12 protein-coding genes are annotated in these 15846 nt (G+C 56.4%); 8 read left to right on the top strand and 4 right to left on the bottom strand.

Annotated features, from left to right (window positions below):
- Window positions 1–221: 221 nt before the first annotated feature.
- On the bottom strand, window positions 222–503 hold the full coding sequence (locus ACGY09_RS03435; RefSeq protein ID WP_397570475.1) for a hypothetical protein: 282 nt from the start codon (window positions 501–503) through the stop codon (window positions 222–224).
- Window positions 504–894: 391 nt separating this feature from the next.
- Between ACGY09_RS03435 and ACGY09_RS03430 the strand changes: the two genes are divergently transcribed.
- From ACGY09_RS03430 to ACGY09_RS03415, 4 genes are all read left to right on the top strand, one after another.
- Complete coding sequence (locus ACGY09_RS03430; protein WP_397570474.1) at window positions 895–2355, top strand: sigma 54-interacting transcriptional regulator; 1461 nt, start codon at window positions 895–897, stop codon at window positions 2353–2355.
- Window positions 2356–2909: 554 nt separating this feature from the next.
- On the top strand, window positions 2910–3164 hold the full coding sequence (locus ACGY09_RS03425; protein ID WP_397570473.1) for a hypothetical protein: 255 nt from the start codon (window positions 2910–2912) through the stop codon (window positions 3162–3164).
- Between the two features lie 489 nt (window positions 3165–3653).
- Window positions 3654–4949, top strand: a complete 1296-nt coding sequence (locus ACGY09_RS03420) for an O-acetylhomoserine aminocarboxypropyltransferase/cysteine synthase family protein (protein ID WP_397570472.1) — start codon at window positions 3654–3656, stop codon at window positions 4947–4949.
- A complete protein-coding gene (locus tag ACGY09_RS03415) occupies window positions 4916–5449 on the top strand; it encodes a CoA-binding protein (protein ID WP_373651594.1) in 534 nt (177 codons plus the stop codon). Before ACGY09_RS03420 ends, ACGY09_RS03415 begins: the two co-directional genes overlap by 34 nt.
- Window positions 5450–5679: 230 nt before the next feature.
- Here ACGY09_RS03415 and ACGY09_RS03410 read toward each other — a convergent pair whose 3' ends face one another.
- Entirely contained in the window at window positions 5680–6438 is a 759-nt protein-coding gene (locus ACGY09_RS03410) for a DUF1559 domain-containing protein (protein WP_373651595.1), read from the bottom strand.
- A 1403-nt stretch (window positions 6439–7841) separates the two neighbouring features.
- Between ACGY09_RS03410 and ACGY09_RS03405 the strand changes: the two genes are divergently transcribed.
- The 4 genes from ACGY09_RS03405 to ACGY09_RS03390 all read left to right on the top strand — a co-directional run bounded on the left by ACGY09_RS03405 (window position 7842) and on the right by ACGY09_RS03390 (window position 11844).
- Entirely contained in the window at window positions 7842–9326 is a 1485-nt protein-coding gene (locus ACGY09_RS03405; protein WP_375314909.1) for a leucyl aminopeptidase, read from the top strand.
- 65 nt (window positions 9327–9391) lie between these two features.
- Complete coding sequence (gene hisH / locus ACGY09_RS03400) at window positions 9392–9997, top strand: imidazole glycerol phosphate synthase subunit HisH (RefSeq protein WP_373651597.1); 606 nt, start codon at window positions 9392–9394, stop codon at window positions 9995–9997.
- Between the two features lie 71 nt (window positions 9998–10068).
- Window positions 10069–11316, top strand: coding sequence for an MFS transporter (locus ACGY09_RS03395; protein WP_397570471.1), 1248 nt, complete (start codon window positions 10069–10071; stop codon window positions 11314–11316).
- 48 nt (window positions 11317–11364) lie between these two features.
- Window positions 11365–11844 (top strand): response regulator, encoded by a 480-nt coding sequence (locus tag ACGY09_RS03390; RefSeq protein WP_397570470.1) that lies wholly within the window; start codon window positions 11365–11367, stop codon window positions 11842–11844.
- A gap of 219 nt (window positions 11845–12063) precedes the next feature.
- Here ACGY09_RS03390 and ACGY09_RS03385 read toward each other — a convergent pair whose 3' ends face one another.
- Window positions 12064–13422: a carboxymuconolactone decarboxylase family protein gene (locus ACGY09_RS03385; protein ID WP_397570469.1), complete on the bottom strand. Its 1359-nt coding sequence runs from the start codon at window positions 13420–13422 to the stop codon at window positions 12064–12066.
- A 208-nt stretch (window positions 13423–13630) separates the two neighbouring features.
- Window positions 13631–14584, bottom strand: coding sequence for a DUF1559 domain-containing protein (locus ACGY09_RS03380; RefSeq protein WP_373651601.1), 954 nt, complete (start codon window positions 14582–14584; stop codon window positions 13631–13633).
- Window positions 14585–15846 lie beyond the last annotated feature (1262 nt).

Raw genomic sequence — 15846 nt, 5'->3', positions numbered from 1 at the left:
CACATCCCGTCCAGAGGGAGGGAAATACGCTCGATGGTGCAAAGACGGGGCTCTTCAATCCGTGCGAATCTTCGACGTCCGTAACGGGACCGAACAATCAGGGATCGGACAGCGATTGTGGCTCAGCCTTGATCGATGTCCGTCGTCGTCCGTCGTACAGATCACAGGACGAGCGAACGATGCAGTTCGGAATTACGGACATCGTGATCACCCCAATTCTGCTAGGGCAACTTGGTGATCAGTCCTTTGTAGGCACGCGTGGTGTATCCGTTGCAGTAAAAATCTGGACTCCGCTCACCGTGGGAGGAATGGAAGCCGTTCGCGGGGTGTTCTGCCACTGGCCACTTCAGCGGCAGCCAGGGTGCACGATTGGTCTGCGTCACCAATTGAGGCCGGCTTCGATTCCAGGTGCGTCCTCCTGCGGCCGCAGGACGGCAATCGGTCGTCAAAATCAGTCCAAGAGCGATCATGGTGCTCAGCAAAACCGGTTTCCGATTCATCATTTTGCCCTGGATACGCACGAGGAGGACTGACTTCGAACAGACCTTCCCTCCATCGGCAGAATCAGCAGGTGGACCTGATCAATTATTCGCACGTCATCAAATCGCTTGCAGGAAATTGTGCGTGCCGGCGAACGATCCGTGTGGCGAAAAGTCCACGTGCCGCAGCGCGCGCGTGGGGATTCGGCTACGTGCGATCTCCTCCTTTACGGCCGGGTGTTTGCATTTAAGTGGCTTGATATCAATGAGTTGAGAAGAGTTTCGAGGGCGATTTGTCCTTCGGCACTCGATTTGTATGAGGGTGGGGCTGGGCTGCGTGCGAGAGCCGATTCTCCTGCAGGAGTTCGTCTTACGGTTCCCGCGAGGGAGTGCCTGGATTCTTGAGTAGAGCGAAATGACAAAGCCACTGATTGTCGTCCTGAGCAACGACCAACTCATGGCGTCTGAACTTCCCGGCCTCTTTCAGGGGCGGGCAGAAATTCGCGCGTGTGGATCCTCTGAGGAATTGCTCCATCTCGCGTCGACCACGCCCCCCGCGGCGATCGTCGCCGACTTTCGTAATGCTTCCAGTGGCGGGCATCGCGAAGTTCAGATCCTGGACCAAATCATCCAGCGATTACCTGCAGTTCGTCTCGCTGTCGTCACATCCGTGCAGTGCCCCGAACCGCTCCGTCGACGTGCGGCAACGACAGCAATCCTGCTGCTGGTGGGACGCCTGGATCGATCAGCGCTGCTCGAGGCGTTTGCGCCGCTTTTTTCTTCTGACTCTGCAGTGATGAATCACCACTCCAGTGCTCAGACAACCTTGTTGGGGCAGGGGCTGAACATTGCTGAGACTCCGCCGCTCGGAGCGTTGATGGGGATCAGTCGTCGTTTCGAAACGAATTCACCGCAATTGAAACAGATGCTGGCCGATCTTGAGATTGCTGCCCGGCACGACGTGACAATTCTACTGATCGGCGAGACCGGCGCAGGCAAAACGTTCCTTTCGCGCCTGATTCACGAGGTCTCCCCTCGCCGTCACGATCCATTCCTGCCCGTCGCCTGTGGCGCGCTGCCGAGCGATCTGATCGAAAGTGAGCTTTTCGGCCATTCCAAGGGCTCATTCACGAGTGCTCATCAGGACAAAGAAGGAAAATTCATCGCTGCGCGCCGTGGCTCGATCCTGCTTGATGAGATTGACGCTTTGCGGCCGGAACAGCAGGTCAAGTTGCTGCGTGTGATCGAAACCGGCGAATTCGAACCGGTCGGATCGAATGAGACGCTGGTCTGTCAGGCCCGCTTGATCGTGGCCAGCAATCTTGAACTTCAGCAACTTGTCGAAGCCAATCGATTTCGTCCGGATCTGTACTACCGCTTGAACATGTTGAAGTTCGTCATTCCCCCCCTGCGGCGGCGTCAGATTGACATTGTTCCGCTCGCGAAAAAGTTCATCCGGCAATTCGCGATCCGGCATGGCGTACGGATCGAAGAGATCGATCCGGGGTTGTTTGACTCGCTGCTGGAGTATCCCTGGCCAGGCAACGTCCGCGAGCTCGAACACGTGATTCAGCGGGCCGTGATCTATTGTCGCGATGGCCTGTTGGCGAAGTCGCACCTCCCTTCGCATATCCTGTCCGGAAACGCGGGGCCGACGAATGATCCTACAGTGGAACTCCCCCGGACGCCGTTCGTCGATAAATCGATCGATAGTACGCTGGGACGCCGCGTCGCCTTCAATGAAAAGGAAATCATTGAGCAGTCGCTGTTCAAGAACAGTTTCAGCCGAACGAAGACAGCCCTGGAACTCGGTATCAGTCGCGTCACTCTTTACAACAAGATGAAGAAATACGGTCTGCAGCACGAGAAGCGTTGAACCGTTCGGTCTCGGGAGCGGCGCGTGACCCCTTATGCGGGCCGGATGGTCACGGCGCAATTTCCGGCCAATCCCTACGCTGTTTGCTGGTCCTAGGATGTCGGCATGACCTGACCCTTTTGCGCCGCAGTCGATTCTCCAATCACCCGCAGGGCCGGGAAAGCGGCGCAGAGCGCGACGCCATGTGGTCCGTACTTCCCGAGCAAGAGCCCACTCGGATGAGCAACTCGGGACGCGACCTCGTTCTGTTGAGAAATGGCCTGCGGGGACTCGCAGGCGTGGCGTCTCGGCGTCTGACCTCGAACTGACCGACAGTTCCCCGGCACATGACGTGGGCGGACGCTGCACAAGCCCATCCTTCCTGCGAGTGGGGGGCCTGCATGAATGGCGTATCCAGCGAAAATTGCAAACGTCGGCCGCGCTCATTGCGTGACGATCCGCCGCAATGCCGATAAGCTGCTCTGTTGAAGGCGAATCAGGTATGCAAGGACCTGGGTCTGTGGTTCGACCACTGCGGTCAATTCCCTCACATTGAATGAAGGATCAATTTTGTCATGACGGGTTACACAGTTCACACGGGGTCGACGAAGAAGTTTTCAGCAAGCTGGGATCGCATTTTCAGCGGTTCACCAACGGGCAAAAAGACCGGCGAACAGGCGGAATCCAAGAAGGCCCCTGCCAAGGTGGCCAAGAAGTCAGCCGCACGGAAAGCTCCTGCTTCTGACATGAGTCTCCCGGTGAAGAAGTCGGCTCTGAAAAAGGCCGCAGTGAAGAAAGCGGCGCCCCGGAACAGTAAACGAGGCAGTTGAGTCAAGTTTTAGCGATGATGCCTGTTATTCCCGACATCAGCGATCTGAGCCCGGTTGCGACGCTGTTCTGTCTCATCTGAAGCGAATCGTTCGCCGATAGGAATTGTGTCGAGAATCCTCTCCCGGCGAGATCATCGAAGCAGAAGCCCCCACCGCTCGCTTTGGATGGTTTTCCCCGGTTGAATTGTGACACCTTCCCGATCGCACGATTGGCCAGGCTTCCCACGGACGGTGACGAACCGAGCCGTTTTCATAGAACAGCCGTCGGCAGAGACTACTCTGCCGACGGCTGTTCCACTTTACCGCTTGAGGGTCAGGGCCACGTCGCAAGCGAGCGAGCACCCGCTGCCAACTTCCACGACTTTGAAACGGCCACTTGAAACGCACAATTTCAGCGGTGTTTTCATCGGGTCTGTTCACTCCATGGCAAAAGACCTGATACATTCCTGACAGCTTTTGTTTCGAGATTTCACCGAGGAACATTTATCCATGTCGTCGGACGCGAGCCGCAAGTTCGGATTTGAAACCCGCATGCTCCACGCAGGTCACATTCCCGACCCGCATGTCGGCGCGCGTGCAGTTCCGATCTACCAGACCACCTCGTACGTATTTCAGGATGCGGACCAGGCAGCGGAACTATTCGACCTGAAGCTTTACGGCAATATCTACACCCGAATCAGCAACCCCACGACCGCCGTCTTCGAAGAACGGCTGGCGTCACTGGAAAATGCGACAGGCTCGGTCGCACTGGCGAGTGGCATGGCGGCACAATTTGCCGTATTCATGACGCTGCTGGAACCCGGGGACGAGATTGTCGCCTCTTCGCAACTCTACGGCGGCACGGTTACCCAACTGACTCACACGCTCAAGAAGCTGTCGGTCACCGTCCGGTACGTCGATCCCAGCGATCTGAAGGCGTGGGAAGCGGCGATCACACCGAAAACGCGCTGTCTGTTCGGGGAAACGATTGGTAACCCCGGCGGTGCGATCCTCGATCTGGAGGCATTAGCCGCTCTGGCGAACAGCAAAAAAATTCCGCTGATCGTCGACAACACCTTTGCAACGCCCTACCTCTGTCGCCCGATCGACTGGGGGGCAACAATCGTGACGCATTCGGCGACGAAATTTCTGGGGGGGCATGGAACGAGTATCGGCGGCGCCGTCGTCGATTCGGGCGAATTTAACTTCTCTCGCTTTGCAACGATTGCAGATCCGTCACCTTCTTACCATGGCCTGCGGTTCTATGACACTTTCGGTCATTACGGCTTCCTGATGAAGCTGCGGACGGAAACGCTGCGGGATACCGGGGCCTGCATTTCACCCATGAACGCCTTCCTGCTCATTCAGGGACTCGAGACCCTCTCCCTGAGAATGGACCGCCACGTCAGCAACGCGATGGGTGTGGCCAGTTTCCTGTCCGAGCACCCCAAGGTAGCCAAGGTCAACTATGCGGGTCTGCCGGATAGCCCTTACCACGATCTCGCGAAGAAGTACCTGCCGAAGGGACCGGGGGCTGTCTTCTCTTTTGATCTGAAACCGATCGGTGGAGACGCCCGCGAGGCGGGACGTCGCTTTATCGAAGCACTTGAACTGTTCTCACACCTCGCCAACGTGGGGGATGCCCGCAGTCTGGTTATCCATCCGGCATCAACCACACATCAGCAACTCAGCGATGAAGAACTGACGGCCGGCAGCGTCGGACCTGGCCTTGTCCGATTGTCCGTGGGACTGGAAACCTTGGAGGACTTACTATGGGACTTGGATCAGGCGCTAGCTGCACTATAAGCCTGAATACGGCACTCACGTCCGAGCAACAGGCGATCTATCAGGATCCGCGTGTCATTCGTGAAATTCTGAGCGAGGCAAAAACCATCGCGATTGTCGGTCTATCCGCCGAACGGCAGAAGGCGAGCTACTTCGTAGCCACGTATCTGCAACGGGAAGGGTACCGCGTGATCCCGGTAAATCCTCGTGGGGGAACCATCCTCGGCGAGACCGTCTACCCTGACTTGCTCAGCATTCCCGAGAAAGTTGACCTGGTCGACGTCTTTCGTCCGGCCGGAGAACTTCCGACAATCGTCGATCAGGCAATTTCCATCGGGGCGAAATACGTCTGGACTCAGCTTCGCATCATCCAGTTCGAAGCGGCAGAAAAGGGACGTGCACACGGCCTGAAGGTGGTGATGGACAAATGCGTCAAGATGGAGCACGGTCGGTTCTCGGGCAGCCTTCACTGGGCCGGGATGAACACCGAAATCATTTCGGCCCGCCGCGCCAAGCGGTGATGCTTCAGAGATAGAAAAGAGCGTGAGAGATAGAAAAGAGCGTGTTGACCCATTCCGGGGACCACAAACCAGGAAAGTTTATCCCTGAATGGGGCCTCCGCCACGCCCCCGCAAGTTCCTGCTGCTTGCGTGTTCACGCGGTATGAACGGCTGCGTTGCTTCCCGCGATGTCTGGGTTGCAACGCACTGCAGGTCTCTCTTTGATTACTGCGAACGATCGTTGTCAAAGATCACTGTGAATACGTGCCATCTTCCGTCAGAACCATTTTGTCGGGGTACATGTCGATCACGGCCTTATCGAATGTCGTGGTCCAGACGTGGCCGTCCATGTAGAGATAGTTTGCTGCACCGTTATGGCGTTTGTGCGCCATCCAGGGCTCAATGATCTCGGTTCCCAGCCAGATGTCATAGTCATCCTGTCGGGGATCATCCCCGGCCGGTGGCGTAAACGCGATCGCATTCCGCTCGGAGAAACAGGCAAAATTTGAAAGTCCAATCTGGACCTGAAATCGTGAGAAGGTCCAGAAGCCGTATCGCCTGCTTTTATGACTGAGGAGCGAGTTCATCAGATAGCTGGTCCGGTGCATGATTCCGTCGACTTCGTCTGTCTCTGGCGAAATGAACGGCGCCGGTCTGGAAGTGTCAGTCGGGCATCGATAAATGGCATTCGAGGCGACATTGATCCCTTTGTTTGCCACCTCCTCTTCCGATTCAGCGGCACTGCCAATGAAAGGCATAAGCTTGTCGGCCCAATAGATTTCTGCAAACGAGTCTGACATCCCACTGTTGGAATCGACATCGGAATCGTATGGATGATGTAAGAAGAAATATCCGTTGTTCAACTCGTAGTATTGATGCACGGCCAATCCAATTTGCCGAAGATTGGATTGGCAACTCATTTTACGTGCTGCTTCGCGTGCCTGCTGGACAGCGGGCAGCAGCAACCCGATCAGCACGGCGATGATCGCGATCACGACCAGAACTTCCACAAGGGTATATCCTGTTCGATCCCTCTCGAGTGCTTTTGGAGACACGAGTTTCAGTTGGACCATCTTGCCGGGATCTCGCTTTCATTCAGGATCTCGCTCTCAGCACCACGACTCTGCCAGCGACGTTGCGGCATCATAATACCGTTCGGTCCGAGCGATACGCGTTGCTTTATTTCGCGCGGTAACGAGATTTGCAAGGGGCTAGCAGAATGGCTGAATCACAGAGAGGGACTGCCAGTACCGTCCCCGTCGGTCTCGATGCGGGGCGTCACACCAGACGACACATTGGCGTCGTGAAGCGGTTTGGAATTCAAACCTCGCTGTCCGGTTTGAGAGACGGCGTCAGTTCGCAAGTTGGCGAGACGACGCCGACATCTGAACTTAAGCATTCCGTCCTCTTCTTACCGAAGCGGTTGCGACAAATAGTCTTGACGTAATGGTGAGTGTTTTTTATATTGTGGATGGGCAGTGCCTTGATTCCGACAACGTAAACGTTCCTGCATTGTCTCCGCTACTTGGTTTTGTCCCTGAACGGTGTGTGAGTTCCTCCCTCCGGTCCGGTAGGTCCGTGTTCGTGGGATCGAGGTTGACGCTGAGAATCCGCGCGGGTGCAGGGTCGCGGGCCGTGCTTACTCATGAAGCGACAACGCCTGCAGTCGGGGCGTTCCGGAAAGCTGCCGAATTCAGCTTCGACCTCGGTTGTTCTGGTGCAACCGCCTGAAGGAAGAAGACCTGAGGCAATGAACGCCCTCAGGGGATGAAGATCGTTTGCTTTGGGGTCACGTTCGCACCGCAGGGCGAAGTACAGCGTCCGGGCAAAGCGTCACCCCCCGCGTAGGAATTTCATTTTGGTGAGCCCATTTTGAGAACGGAGAAGGCAGGGATGGGTGTGGTTCCGGCAAGTTCTGGGTGTCGTCCGGTTCCCCAGCGGAGCGGCGCACCTCGATTAGGTGCTCAAGATGCTCAAGGTGCGCAACCTTGAGCATCTAATCAAAACTCTGGAAAAACAGAGGTTTGGACGAATAGGTGCTCAAGGTGTTCAACAGCGTGCAGCGCGCATTTCGTCGGCCTGGCTGGGCTTGTGAAGTTGAAAGAGGGAAGACTGAGCGAACAGGGGGGACTCTCTCCCCGAGTTGAGGTTTGTTCAGAAACCTGTTTCAGGTCTCTGAACTGTGTGATGGAGACCAGGTCACCGTCGTCTCTGCTTTTTCACAGGGATGGACGCAGCGGCTACAGAGGTCTGCCGGAACGCCTTTTCGATCGACGCAAACGGCGTGACCTGCTGCCGTGACAATTCGCTTAGGCGGTTGGGTGATGGGACTTGTGTAATCCGCGCCTTTCGCATTGAATACTCGCGATGCTACATGCTCGCCCAATTCACTCCAAGAAGGACATCTGACGCGATGGAGATTCGCCAAACTAACCGACCGTTGACACAAGTGGAATCGGATTGGTTGGTCGTACCAGTCGTTGAGTCGGCCGAACTGCCTCAGTCACTGGCCGAACTCGATCAGGCTCTGGGCGGGCTCTTGACGCGATTGAAGACGGTCGGCGATCTGACGGGGAAACTGGCGTCCACCTTGGCACTTCGGGGCCTCAGCGGAATTGGTGTGAGCCGATTGCTTTGTATTGGTCTGGGTAAAGCGGAAGACCTGACCATTGCCCGCGTTGATAAAGCTCTGATGACGGCGGCGCGAGCTATTTCCGATAAGCCGGGGACGCGAGTCGCATTTGCCGTCCCGCACGAGACAATCGGCGCAGTCTCACCGGAGGCGTTTGCGACGGCCGCCACGACCTGTGGAATTGTGGGGTCGCAGGGACAGGATTTGTTCCGGACCGAGCGCAGCCGGCATCCGTTTGCATCGATCGAAGTTGTTTCGGCAGATGGTTCGTCACTGGGTGAAGCGACCGAGCGGGGACAAATTGTTGGTCAGGCGATTAACCTGACTCGCGATCTCGTGAACCGGCCCCCCCAGGAAATCACTCCGCTCGGGTTTGCCAGACGCGCACAAGCCGCAGCGGAAGAGGTGGGACTCCGAATTGAAATTTTGGAGCAACCTCGCCTGGAACAGGAACGGATGCGATCAATGCTGGCGGTGGCTCAGGGGAGCACCGAGCCTCCGTGCATGGTCGTGCTTGAACACAACGGGGGTGGACCGAATGCCCCTCGGCTGGCACTGGTGGGAAAAGGTGTCACCTTTGACAGCGGCGGGCTCTCGTTGAAGCCAAGCGACGGCATGTTGACGATGAAGTGTGACATGGCGGGCGCCGCGACCGTCCTGGGGGCAATGACCGCCATCGCCCGGCTGAAACTTCCCGTGAATGTCGTCGGCTATATGGGAATGGTCGAGAACATGATCAGCGGCTCGGCATTCAAGCTGGGCGACATCCTCACCGCACGGAATGGCGTGACGATTGAAGTGCTGAACACGGATGCGGAGGGACGACTCGTCCTGGCCGACGTACTCAGCTACGCCGTCGATGCGGGGGTCGACAAAATTGTCGATCTGGCCACGCTGACTGGTGCTTGCGTCGTGGCTTTGGGCGAAGACGTGTCTGGAGCCTTCACGAACGATCAACCCTGGTGTGACAAGGTTCTGACCGCAGCGAAGACGACGGGCGAAGATGTCTGGCAACTGCCGATGTGGGATTTGTATGAAGATCTCATCAAGGGGGATGTCGGCGATATTAAAAACACGGGAGGTCGCTGGGGCGGGGCGATTTCGGCCGCACGATTCCTGCAGCACTTTGTGGGGACCAAGCCGTGGGTTCACCTGGATATCGCCGGCCCCGCCTACGCTTCCTCGAACAAGGGGCATCGTGAGGCGGGAGCGACCGGCCATATGGTCAAATCCCTGATCGAACTGGCTCGTCAATTCGGGGCATGAACCTGGCCGGCCTCAACGTGTCGGATGAGTATTTCATAACTCTAGCGTGCGACAGACTTCGAATCATGATCAGCATCGTCGACTACGGAATGGGGAATCTGCGGAGTGTTCAGAAAGCGTTTGAAAAGCTCGGCGTTGCCGCGCAGATCATCACCACTCCAGAGCAGGTTGCGGATGCTCAGAAGCTTGTACTGCCGGGCGTGGGGGCCTTTCGGGACGCGATCCGTGAACTCGAACGACTGAAACTCATCCAGCCAATCCGGGAACACGTTCGCCAGAACAAGCCGTTTCTGGGGATCTGCCTCGGCCTCCAAATGCTGTTCGATGTCAGCTTTGAGGACGGCGAATGGAGCGGGCTGGGAGTCCTTTCTGGGGATGTCGTCCGCTTTCCGTCGCTGCCCGATATCAAAGTCCCTCACATGGGCTGGAATACTCTGCAGACAACCGGACATTGCCCGCTGCTGAATGACATTCCCTCTGATGCATCCTTCTACTTCGTCCATAGCTACTACGTTCGACCAACGGATGATTCCGTGATTGCGGCTCGGACCGAGTATGGTGTCCCGTTCACGGCGATGGTTCAGCGGGGGAATCTCTTCGCCACTCAGTTCCATCCGGAGAAGAGTCAGAAAGTGGGACTGAAACTGCTCGCGAATTTCTCTTCCCTCTAATCCGGGTCTCAGACGTTGCGGACCCGGTTTCCCTGTGATTGATCACTCTTTTGTTTCAGGAAACACAACGAATGCAGCAACCGCCCGCTTCTCGAACGCTTTGGACGTGGTGGGTCTGCGGACTGTTGCTCTGTGCGAGTACGATCAACTACATGGATCGCCAGACACTGGCGAATGTCTCTGAGCGGATTACCCGTGAATTCAGTCTCTCCGAGGCCCAGTACGGTTACCTCGAGACTGCGTTCGGGCTGGCGTTCGCGACGGGTGCACTGGTGTTCGGGATCATTGCTGACCGCACGAATGTGCGGTTTCTTTACCCTGCGGTGCTGTTGCTCTGGTCATTGATGGGCTTTCTGACGGGTTTCGTTGAAACATACCTGGGATTGATGTTGTGCCGTCTGCTACTGGGCTTCTTTGAAGCGGGGCACTGGCCTTGCGCCCTGAAGACGACTCACCGTCTGCTTCCCCCCGAAAACCGTACTCTTGGTAACAGTGTGCTGCAGAGCGGAACCGCAATCGGTGCGATTGTCACTCCGTTGATCATGTTGAAAATGCTGACCGATGCACCAGGAAGTTGGCGACCGGTTTTCCAGATTATCGCGGCAGTCGGTTCTGTCTGGTCGATTCTATGGTTCTTTTCGACTCGCACAGAGGATCTCGCACCCGTTCCGACGGTGACGGCCGTCGATGGTGAATCGGCCGTCGATCAGGACACCTTTCTGTCGGCAGTGTTCAGCCGTAAGTTTCTGATCATGGTCATCATGGTCGTTTCGATCAACGCGTGCTGGCACCTGTTCCGCGTCTGGATGCCAAAATTCCTGCAGTCGGGACGTGGCTACGAAGAACGTTCAATGCTCAAGTTCATGTTCTGGTACCATACCGCAACGGATGTCGGCTGTATTTCCGCCGGACTGCTGACACGCAAGCTGCATCAGTTTGGGTACAGCGTTCATCGTTCCCGAACCACGACATTTGGAATCTGTGCCTTGCTCGTCGCTTTGGGGGGATTGATTCCCTGGTTGTCTGCCGGGAATCTGTTGTTCGCGGTATTGATGCTGGTCGCCTGTGGTTCGCTGGGGCTATTTCCGTGTTTCTTAACCTTCAGCCAGGAACTGTCGACGCGGCATCAGGGGAAGGTCACGGGACTGTTGGGGACGATTGCCTGGTGCACGTCATCACCCGTTCATCCGCTGTTTGGACACATTGTTGACACGACCAAGTCCTATGACCTCGGTATGGCGCTGGTTTGCGGGTTGCCAATGCTGGCTTTTTTGGTCTTGATCACGCTTTGGCCCGCAAAAGAAGCAGAGATTCAGTAGTATCAGTTGGTAGCGTGATTCACGACGTGACCTGTGCGAGGACTCAACATGTCCCATGAAACCGTTGGCCGACCGATGGAAATTCTGTTGGTCGAAGATAGTTTAATGTTCGCGCGGATTGCGATTGGTGCTTTGAAGAACGGGCGGATTCTGCATCGATTGACGTGGCTCAGTGACGGAAGTGAAGCATTGCAGTTTCTAAAACGGGAAGGCAAGTATGCAGCCGCTCCGCGTCCGGACCTGTTGCTGCTGGACTTGAAGCTCCCTGGGATTGATGGTGTCGAACTGCTGGCCCGGGTGAGAAGTGACGAAGATCTCAAGTCGCTTCCCGTGGTTGTAATGACGGCGGACGGTGAGCAGGCTCAACTGGGCGAACTGTCCGTTGAGGCATTCCTGACCAAGCCGATGGACCTGGCCAAGTTCATCGAAATTGTTCAGAAGCTGTCGAGTTTCTGGCAGGCGGATATGGTCTTGCCCTCCACAGACCATCACGAACTGACCTCTCGCACGCCGCTTCAGGGCCGGTAACTGGATTCGCAGAAGAATAGGCTGCTGGTGAGGACGAATCGACTCGCACACCCGATGCAGCGCCCGGTGCACCATGGTTTGCTCAGCCAGCAATCAGACCACTGAAGATTCGCCGGGATGTCTCCGACAAACAGCTCGATCTGGAACTGCCCGCTCCGGTCCAGTGCCGTCGGGAGCACTGAATTCCGGAGCAGCAGTTCGATACATTCGGGCCGCAGATCAGTTTTCCAGCTGAAGCCCTGCCGCTTCGGTAATTCTGTCAAATAACGAGCGACTGGTCGTGTAGTGGATCGACTGAACAACATCGCGGGGACCGGCCAGTTCGACAGCATTCGTGACATCGGCATCGGTCAGAATGACGGGGGAAGCCGCCAGCTTTCGAGCGACGGTAAACAGCGATTGATCGCGAGGAGAGAATTCATGCCAGTCTCCATCGAGGGCATAGATCTGCTCGTCAGTCTGACCGGCATCTCGAAGCCGTTTGTAAGCATGTCCCACTGCGTACCACGCCCCATCCTGACGAGCGACAATCCATGCCAGTTGCCCTTTCAGCAAAGGAGAGAGATCGCTTTTCTCATCGGCAAGGCGGATGGTGTTCAAGTGACGTGTCCCTTCACGAGGGAAGTTCGCCAGGAGGCGTACCCACTGGGGCAGCGGCCCCTCGGGCGCGGCACCGGCAAAATTGGTTCGTGCCTCATGCTCTTCGACAAGAGGCAGTCGCGCCTTTCGACTTCGGGCCTGAGTGAGGGCGCGTTCGACGTCCGTCCGGGATTCCAGAGCGGGACGGCGACTGATGGTGTCTCGAGTGGGGGCACCTGTCGCGGTATCAAAGATGATCGGAGCGACGTTGCTGATCAGTTTCTCAAACGACGCGCTGGTAGGAGTGAGATATGTTCCACGGGGAAGCGAGAGGTCTTCGGTGTTTCGGGAGTAGCCTCCTTCGTCCTTTCTCTGCGGGACCGCAACGGCTTCTTTCCAGCGGTTACTGACATTGTTCCCGGAGACCGAAATCACCATCTCAAGGATCTGTAAATCCGTGTAAAAGCGGCGAAGCGACTGAATGTCGGCGTCGCCAATGGCATACGGTTGAAACGAGAGCTTTCGAGCGAAAGCGAACGCGGCCTGTTCAGCAGGAGTATGCCTGGACCAGTCACCGTCGAGTGCGGCAATCTGGTCTTCCGTGAGCCCTGCATTAAGCAGCTTCGATTCCTGATGGCCAATACAGTACTGGCAATTGTTGGCGCGAGAGACGATCCAGAACAATTGAGTTTTGAAGGCATAACTCAACGTCATGCCGGGTTCCTGTTCAACGTTGGGGCCGGAAGCGCGTGGAGTGCGGCGCGTTTCGACCCAGGGGGTGTAACGATGCCGAATGACCGCTTCATAGTCGTCGGCGCGATCTCCCAATGCCTGTCGATCTGCATCCGTCAGTTCGGGCATCGGGATGCGCGGTGTACGAACTTTGACGTCTTCGATCAGCCGCTTCATTTCCGGCCGGGTCAAAGGGACGGGCCGCGGGGCCGTTTCCGGAGCCGCAGCGAGAAAGATTCCAAGAGAAATGATGGTCTGGTTCAGCATGGTCGTAACTCTTTCCAATCGATATTGGATCTATGTGATGCCGGTCAGGAATGAGGGGCGCGTCGGTCACCGAGCTTTCGGCAACCGCGGCCTTGTCGCCCGTGCAGCGACAAGGCTCAGGGATGAAAGCAGCGACTTCGTTGGTGAGCATGTCAGAATCGCGGGGCTCGGTTGGAAAACCTCGCGGGAAATGTTGGAGTGCTTACGGTTAGAACTCGCCAACGATCTCCCCTTCCGCTCGAGTTCCGAGGGCTCGCCAGACGCTGATGGCGATGTTCGACGACACGAAGCGGACGGATCCATCAGTCAGCATCGAGTGAACTCCTCCCGTATGCAGGCTGTTTGCCGTTCCCGCCATGCGACTGGGAGGAAACCGGCAGGTACGATCGTTCGGCGGCAGGATATGCATATAGTAGGTGCCGTCGTTGTTGCTTTGCAGCCAGGGGACACCGACGTTGGAAACGCCCTGGAACGAGAGGTTCGTCACGTCGATCGCACGGCATTGTTCCATCGCTTCGTCAGCAGTCGCGGGATATGTCCCGGGACGAAAATCGTCGGTGGCAGGGGTGCTGACTCCATTGTTTCCATCCCCCAGTCGTTTCTCGGACATCATGACGGTGTTGCTGGCACCATCCGTGACGTCGCGGATCCCGAGACAGACATTCGTGATCATCACACCATTCTGCTGCGGCATGCCATAGTTGGTGCTGCCGACAGTCGTGCCAGGTGCACCGTTCAGGACGCCAGTGCCGATGTTCGTCCAGTAGTTGTTACGGCCGCCCGGAACCAGCGGCATGGTATCGATGTCAGAAGGACAGCGGTAAGCGGGGATGGTCTGAGCGTAGACGACGGCGTTATTAGCGTGCGAAGGGGACACATTGAAATCGATCAGGTTGTAGACATTCGATTGATCGATGTAGGGCAGGATCGCTGCATGCGGAGCAAATTTGCTTCCTCCATTTCCCATGGGGAAGACAGTGAAGGTGTCATGGTAATTGTGAAGTGCGAGGCCTAACTGCTTCAGCATGTTTTTGCACTGTGTTCGCCTCGCTGCTTCGCGGGCCTGCTGTACGGCAGGCAATAACAAGGCGATCAGTACGGCGATAATCGCGATCACGACAAGGAGTTCAATCAATGTAAACGCACGGCGAAATCGGTTCATGGCGATGCCTTGAAGAGGTTGAACTAAAAAAATGGCGAGTCGGTTAATTACGAAAATCAAAGAGAACGAAGGTCTTGCTCATCAGCGGACAGAGCTCGGCGGATCGGTCGCCGAGGGGATGGCAGGCCCCCCGACGGATCGGCAGATCGACCACGCTGTTAAGGGGGCGCGCGGACAATGCGGACGTAAAGCACTCACGATATCCCGCTGCAGTGGTGCAGCGCTGCCAGTGCGGTGCTGTTCCACCCAGGTAAGGACAGATCGTTTCCCGCAGGACCATCCGTAGATTGGCCGATGGGAGACCAACCCGTCGGTCGATGTTTTCTACCGGTCCTGGAGTCGGGTCTGAGTTGCTGCCCGATCGAGTCACGAGCTATCGCGCCAATCAGGTAGGATTGCGGAAGAACCAGTGAAACAACAGACAGAAACGTACACTCAATTCCTGAGGGAATTTGTGAAAATGCCGAGGCATCAAGTGTGTACGGAAGTGCTTAGAGCGTCCACGCGAGACAAGGGGGACGGAAGATTCCTGAAGCGGCACCCGTTGATTCTCGCTCAACAAATGTGCGCCAGAATGAAGTGAAGTTCACTTCCGCGAGGAGCGGGTGATTGGCGAGCAGGACAGCCTCATGACCGTCTAAATGGTTTGCAGCGGGTGTCGGGTTGACAGGCGTAGGAGCGTGCCGGCGACATCGGGGGCCATTGCACACAGGACGATGCGGTGAGTGATCCCTGCCGGGCAAACGAACTAGCGTCAGCACGTCCGAAGAATGTGAGTCCAATTCAGGTGCATCGCTGAACGGCTTCTCTGGCTGCATCCAATAATCGTGCGAATCCGGATTGGCGTGGGAGAGATAGTCTCCACAAGATCCGAAAACGACTTCGGACTTCAGCATCGCAATGGCTAACAAGACGCAAAAATTTCCTAAACCTTTGCGGCTGTTGGTCTGCTTCGATGATACGCAGAACCATCGCATGTCGTGTTGCCCGGACGGAAGTAGCTGTAGGGACGAATGAAATGCCCGAAGCGAGTCAGCACCTGTGGAAATCAGCTCGGACGTTATGGAAATGGGAGGTGCGAACATAATGTTTACCCCTCCCATGATCAAGACAAATCAAACGGATTTGATGTTTTTAGGATGAACATTGAGCAAGGGGTACCGTTTCAACTGGCCTGTTGAGAGTTTTCAGATTTGTCTGCTGAAACATCAGGCCGGGTAGCACCTGTGATTGATATGGACCAATTTTGACTCGTCTGGTAA

It is taken from the genome of Schlesneria sphaerica, from assembly GCF_044336245.1.
GTDB classification, from domain to species: domain Bacteria; phylum Planctomycetota; class Planctomycetia; order Planctomycetales; family Planctomycetaceae; genus Schlesneria; species Schlesneria sphaerica.
Note: the sequence above shows the minus strand (reverse complement) of the source record. Positions and strands in the feature narration are given on the sequence as shown.

Excerpts from the sequence above, each read along its gene's own strand:
- ACGY09_RS03425 (WP_397570473.1), top strand. The coding sequence starts at position 2,910 with ATGACGGGTTACACAGTTCACACGGGGTCGACGAAGAAGTTTTCAGCA.
- ACGY09_RS03415 (WP_373651594.1), top strand. The coding sequence starts at position 4,916 with ATGGGACTTGGATCAGGCGCTAGCTGCACTATAAGCCTGAATACGGCA.
- hisH (WP_373651597.1), top strand. The coding sequence starts at position 9,392 with ATGATCAGCATCGTCGACTACGGAATGGGGAATCTGCGGAGTGTTCAG.
- ACGY09_RS03395 (WP_397570471.1), top strand. The coding sequence starts at position 10,069 with ATGCAGCAACCGCCCGCTTCTCGAACGCTTTGGACGTGGTGGGTCTGC.
- ACGY09_RS03430 (WP_397570474.1), top strand. The coding sequence starts at position 895 with ATGACAAAGCCACTGATTGTCGTCCTGAGCAACGACCAACTCATGGCG.
- ACGY09_RS03405 (WP_375314909.1), top strand. The coding sequence starts at position 7,842 with ATGGAGATTCGCCAAACTAACCGACCGTTGACACAAGTGGAATCGGAT.
- ACGY09_RS03435 (WP_397570475.1), bottom strand. The coding sequence starts at position 503 with ATGATGAATCGGAAACCGGTTTTGCTGAGCACCATGATCGCTCTTGGA.
- ACGY09_RS03420 (WP_397570472.1), top strand. The coding sequence starts at position 3,654 with ATGTCGTCGGACGCGAGCCGCAAGTTCGGATTTGAAACCCGCATGCTC.
- ACGY09_RS03380 (WP_373651601.1), bottom strand. The coding sequence starts at position 14,584 with ATGAACCGATTTCGCCGTGCGTTTACATTGATTGAACTCCTTGTCGTG.
- ACGY09_RS03385 (WP_397570469.1), bottom strand. The coding sequence starts at position 13,422 with ATGCTGAACCAGACCATCATTTCTCTTGGAATCTTTCTCGCTGCGGCT.
- ACGY09_RS03390 (WP_397570470.1), top strand. The coding sequence starts at position 11,365 with ATGTCCCATGAAACCGTTGGCCGACCGATGGAAATTCTGTTGGTCGAA.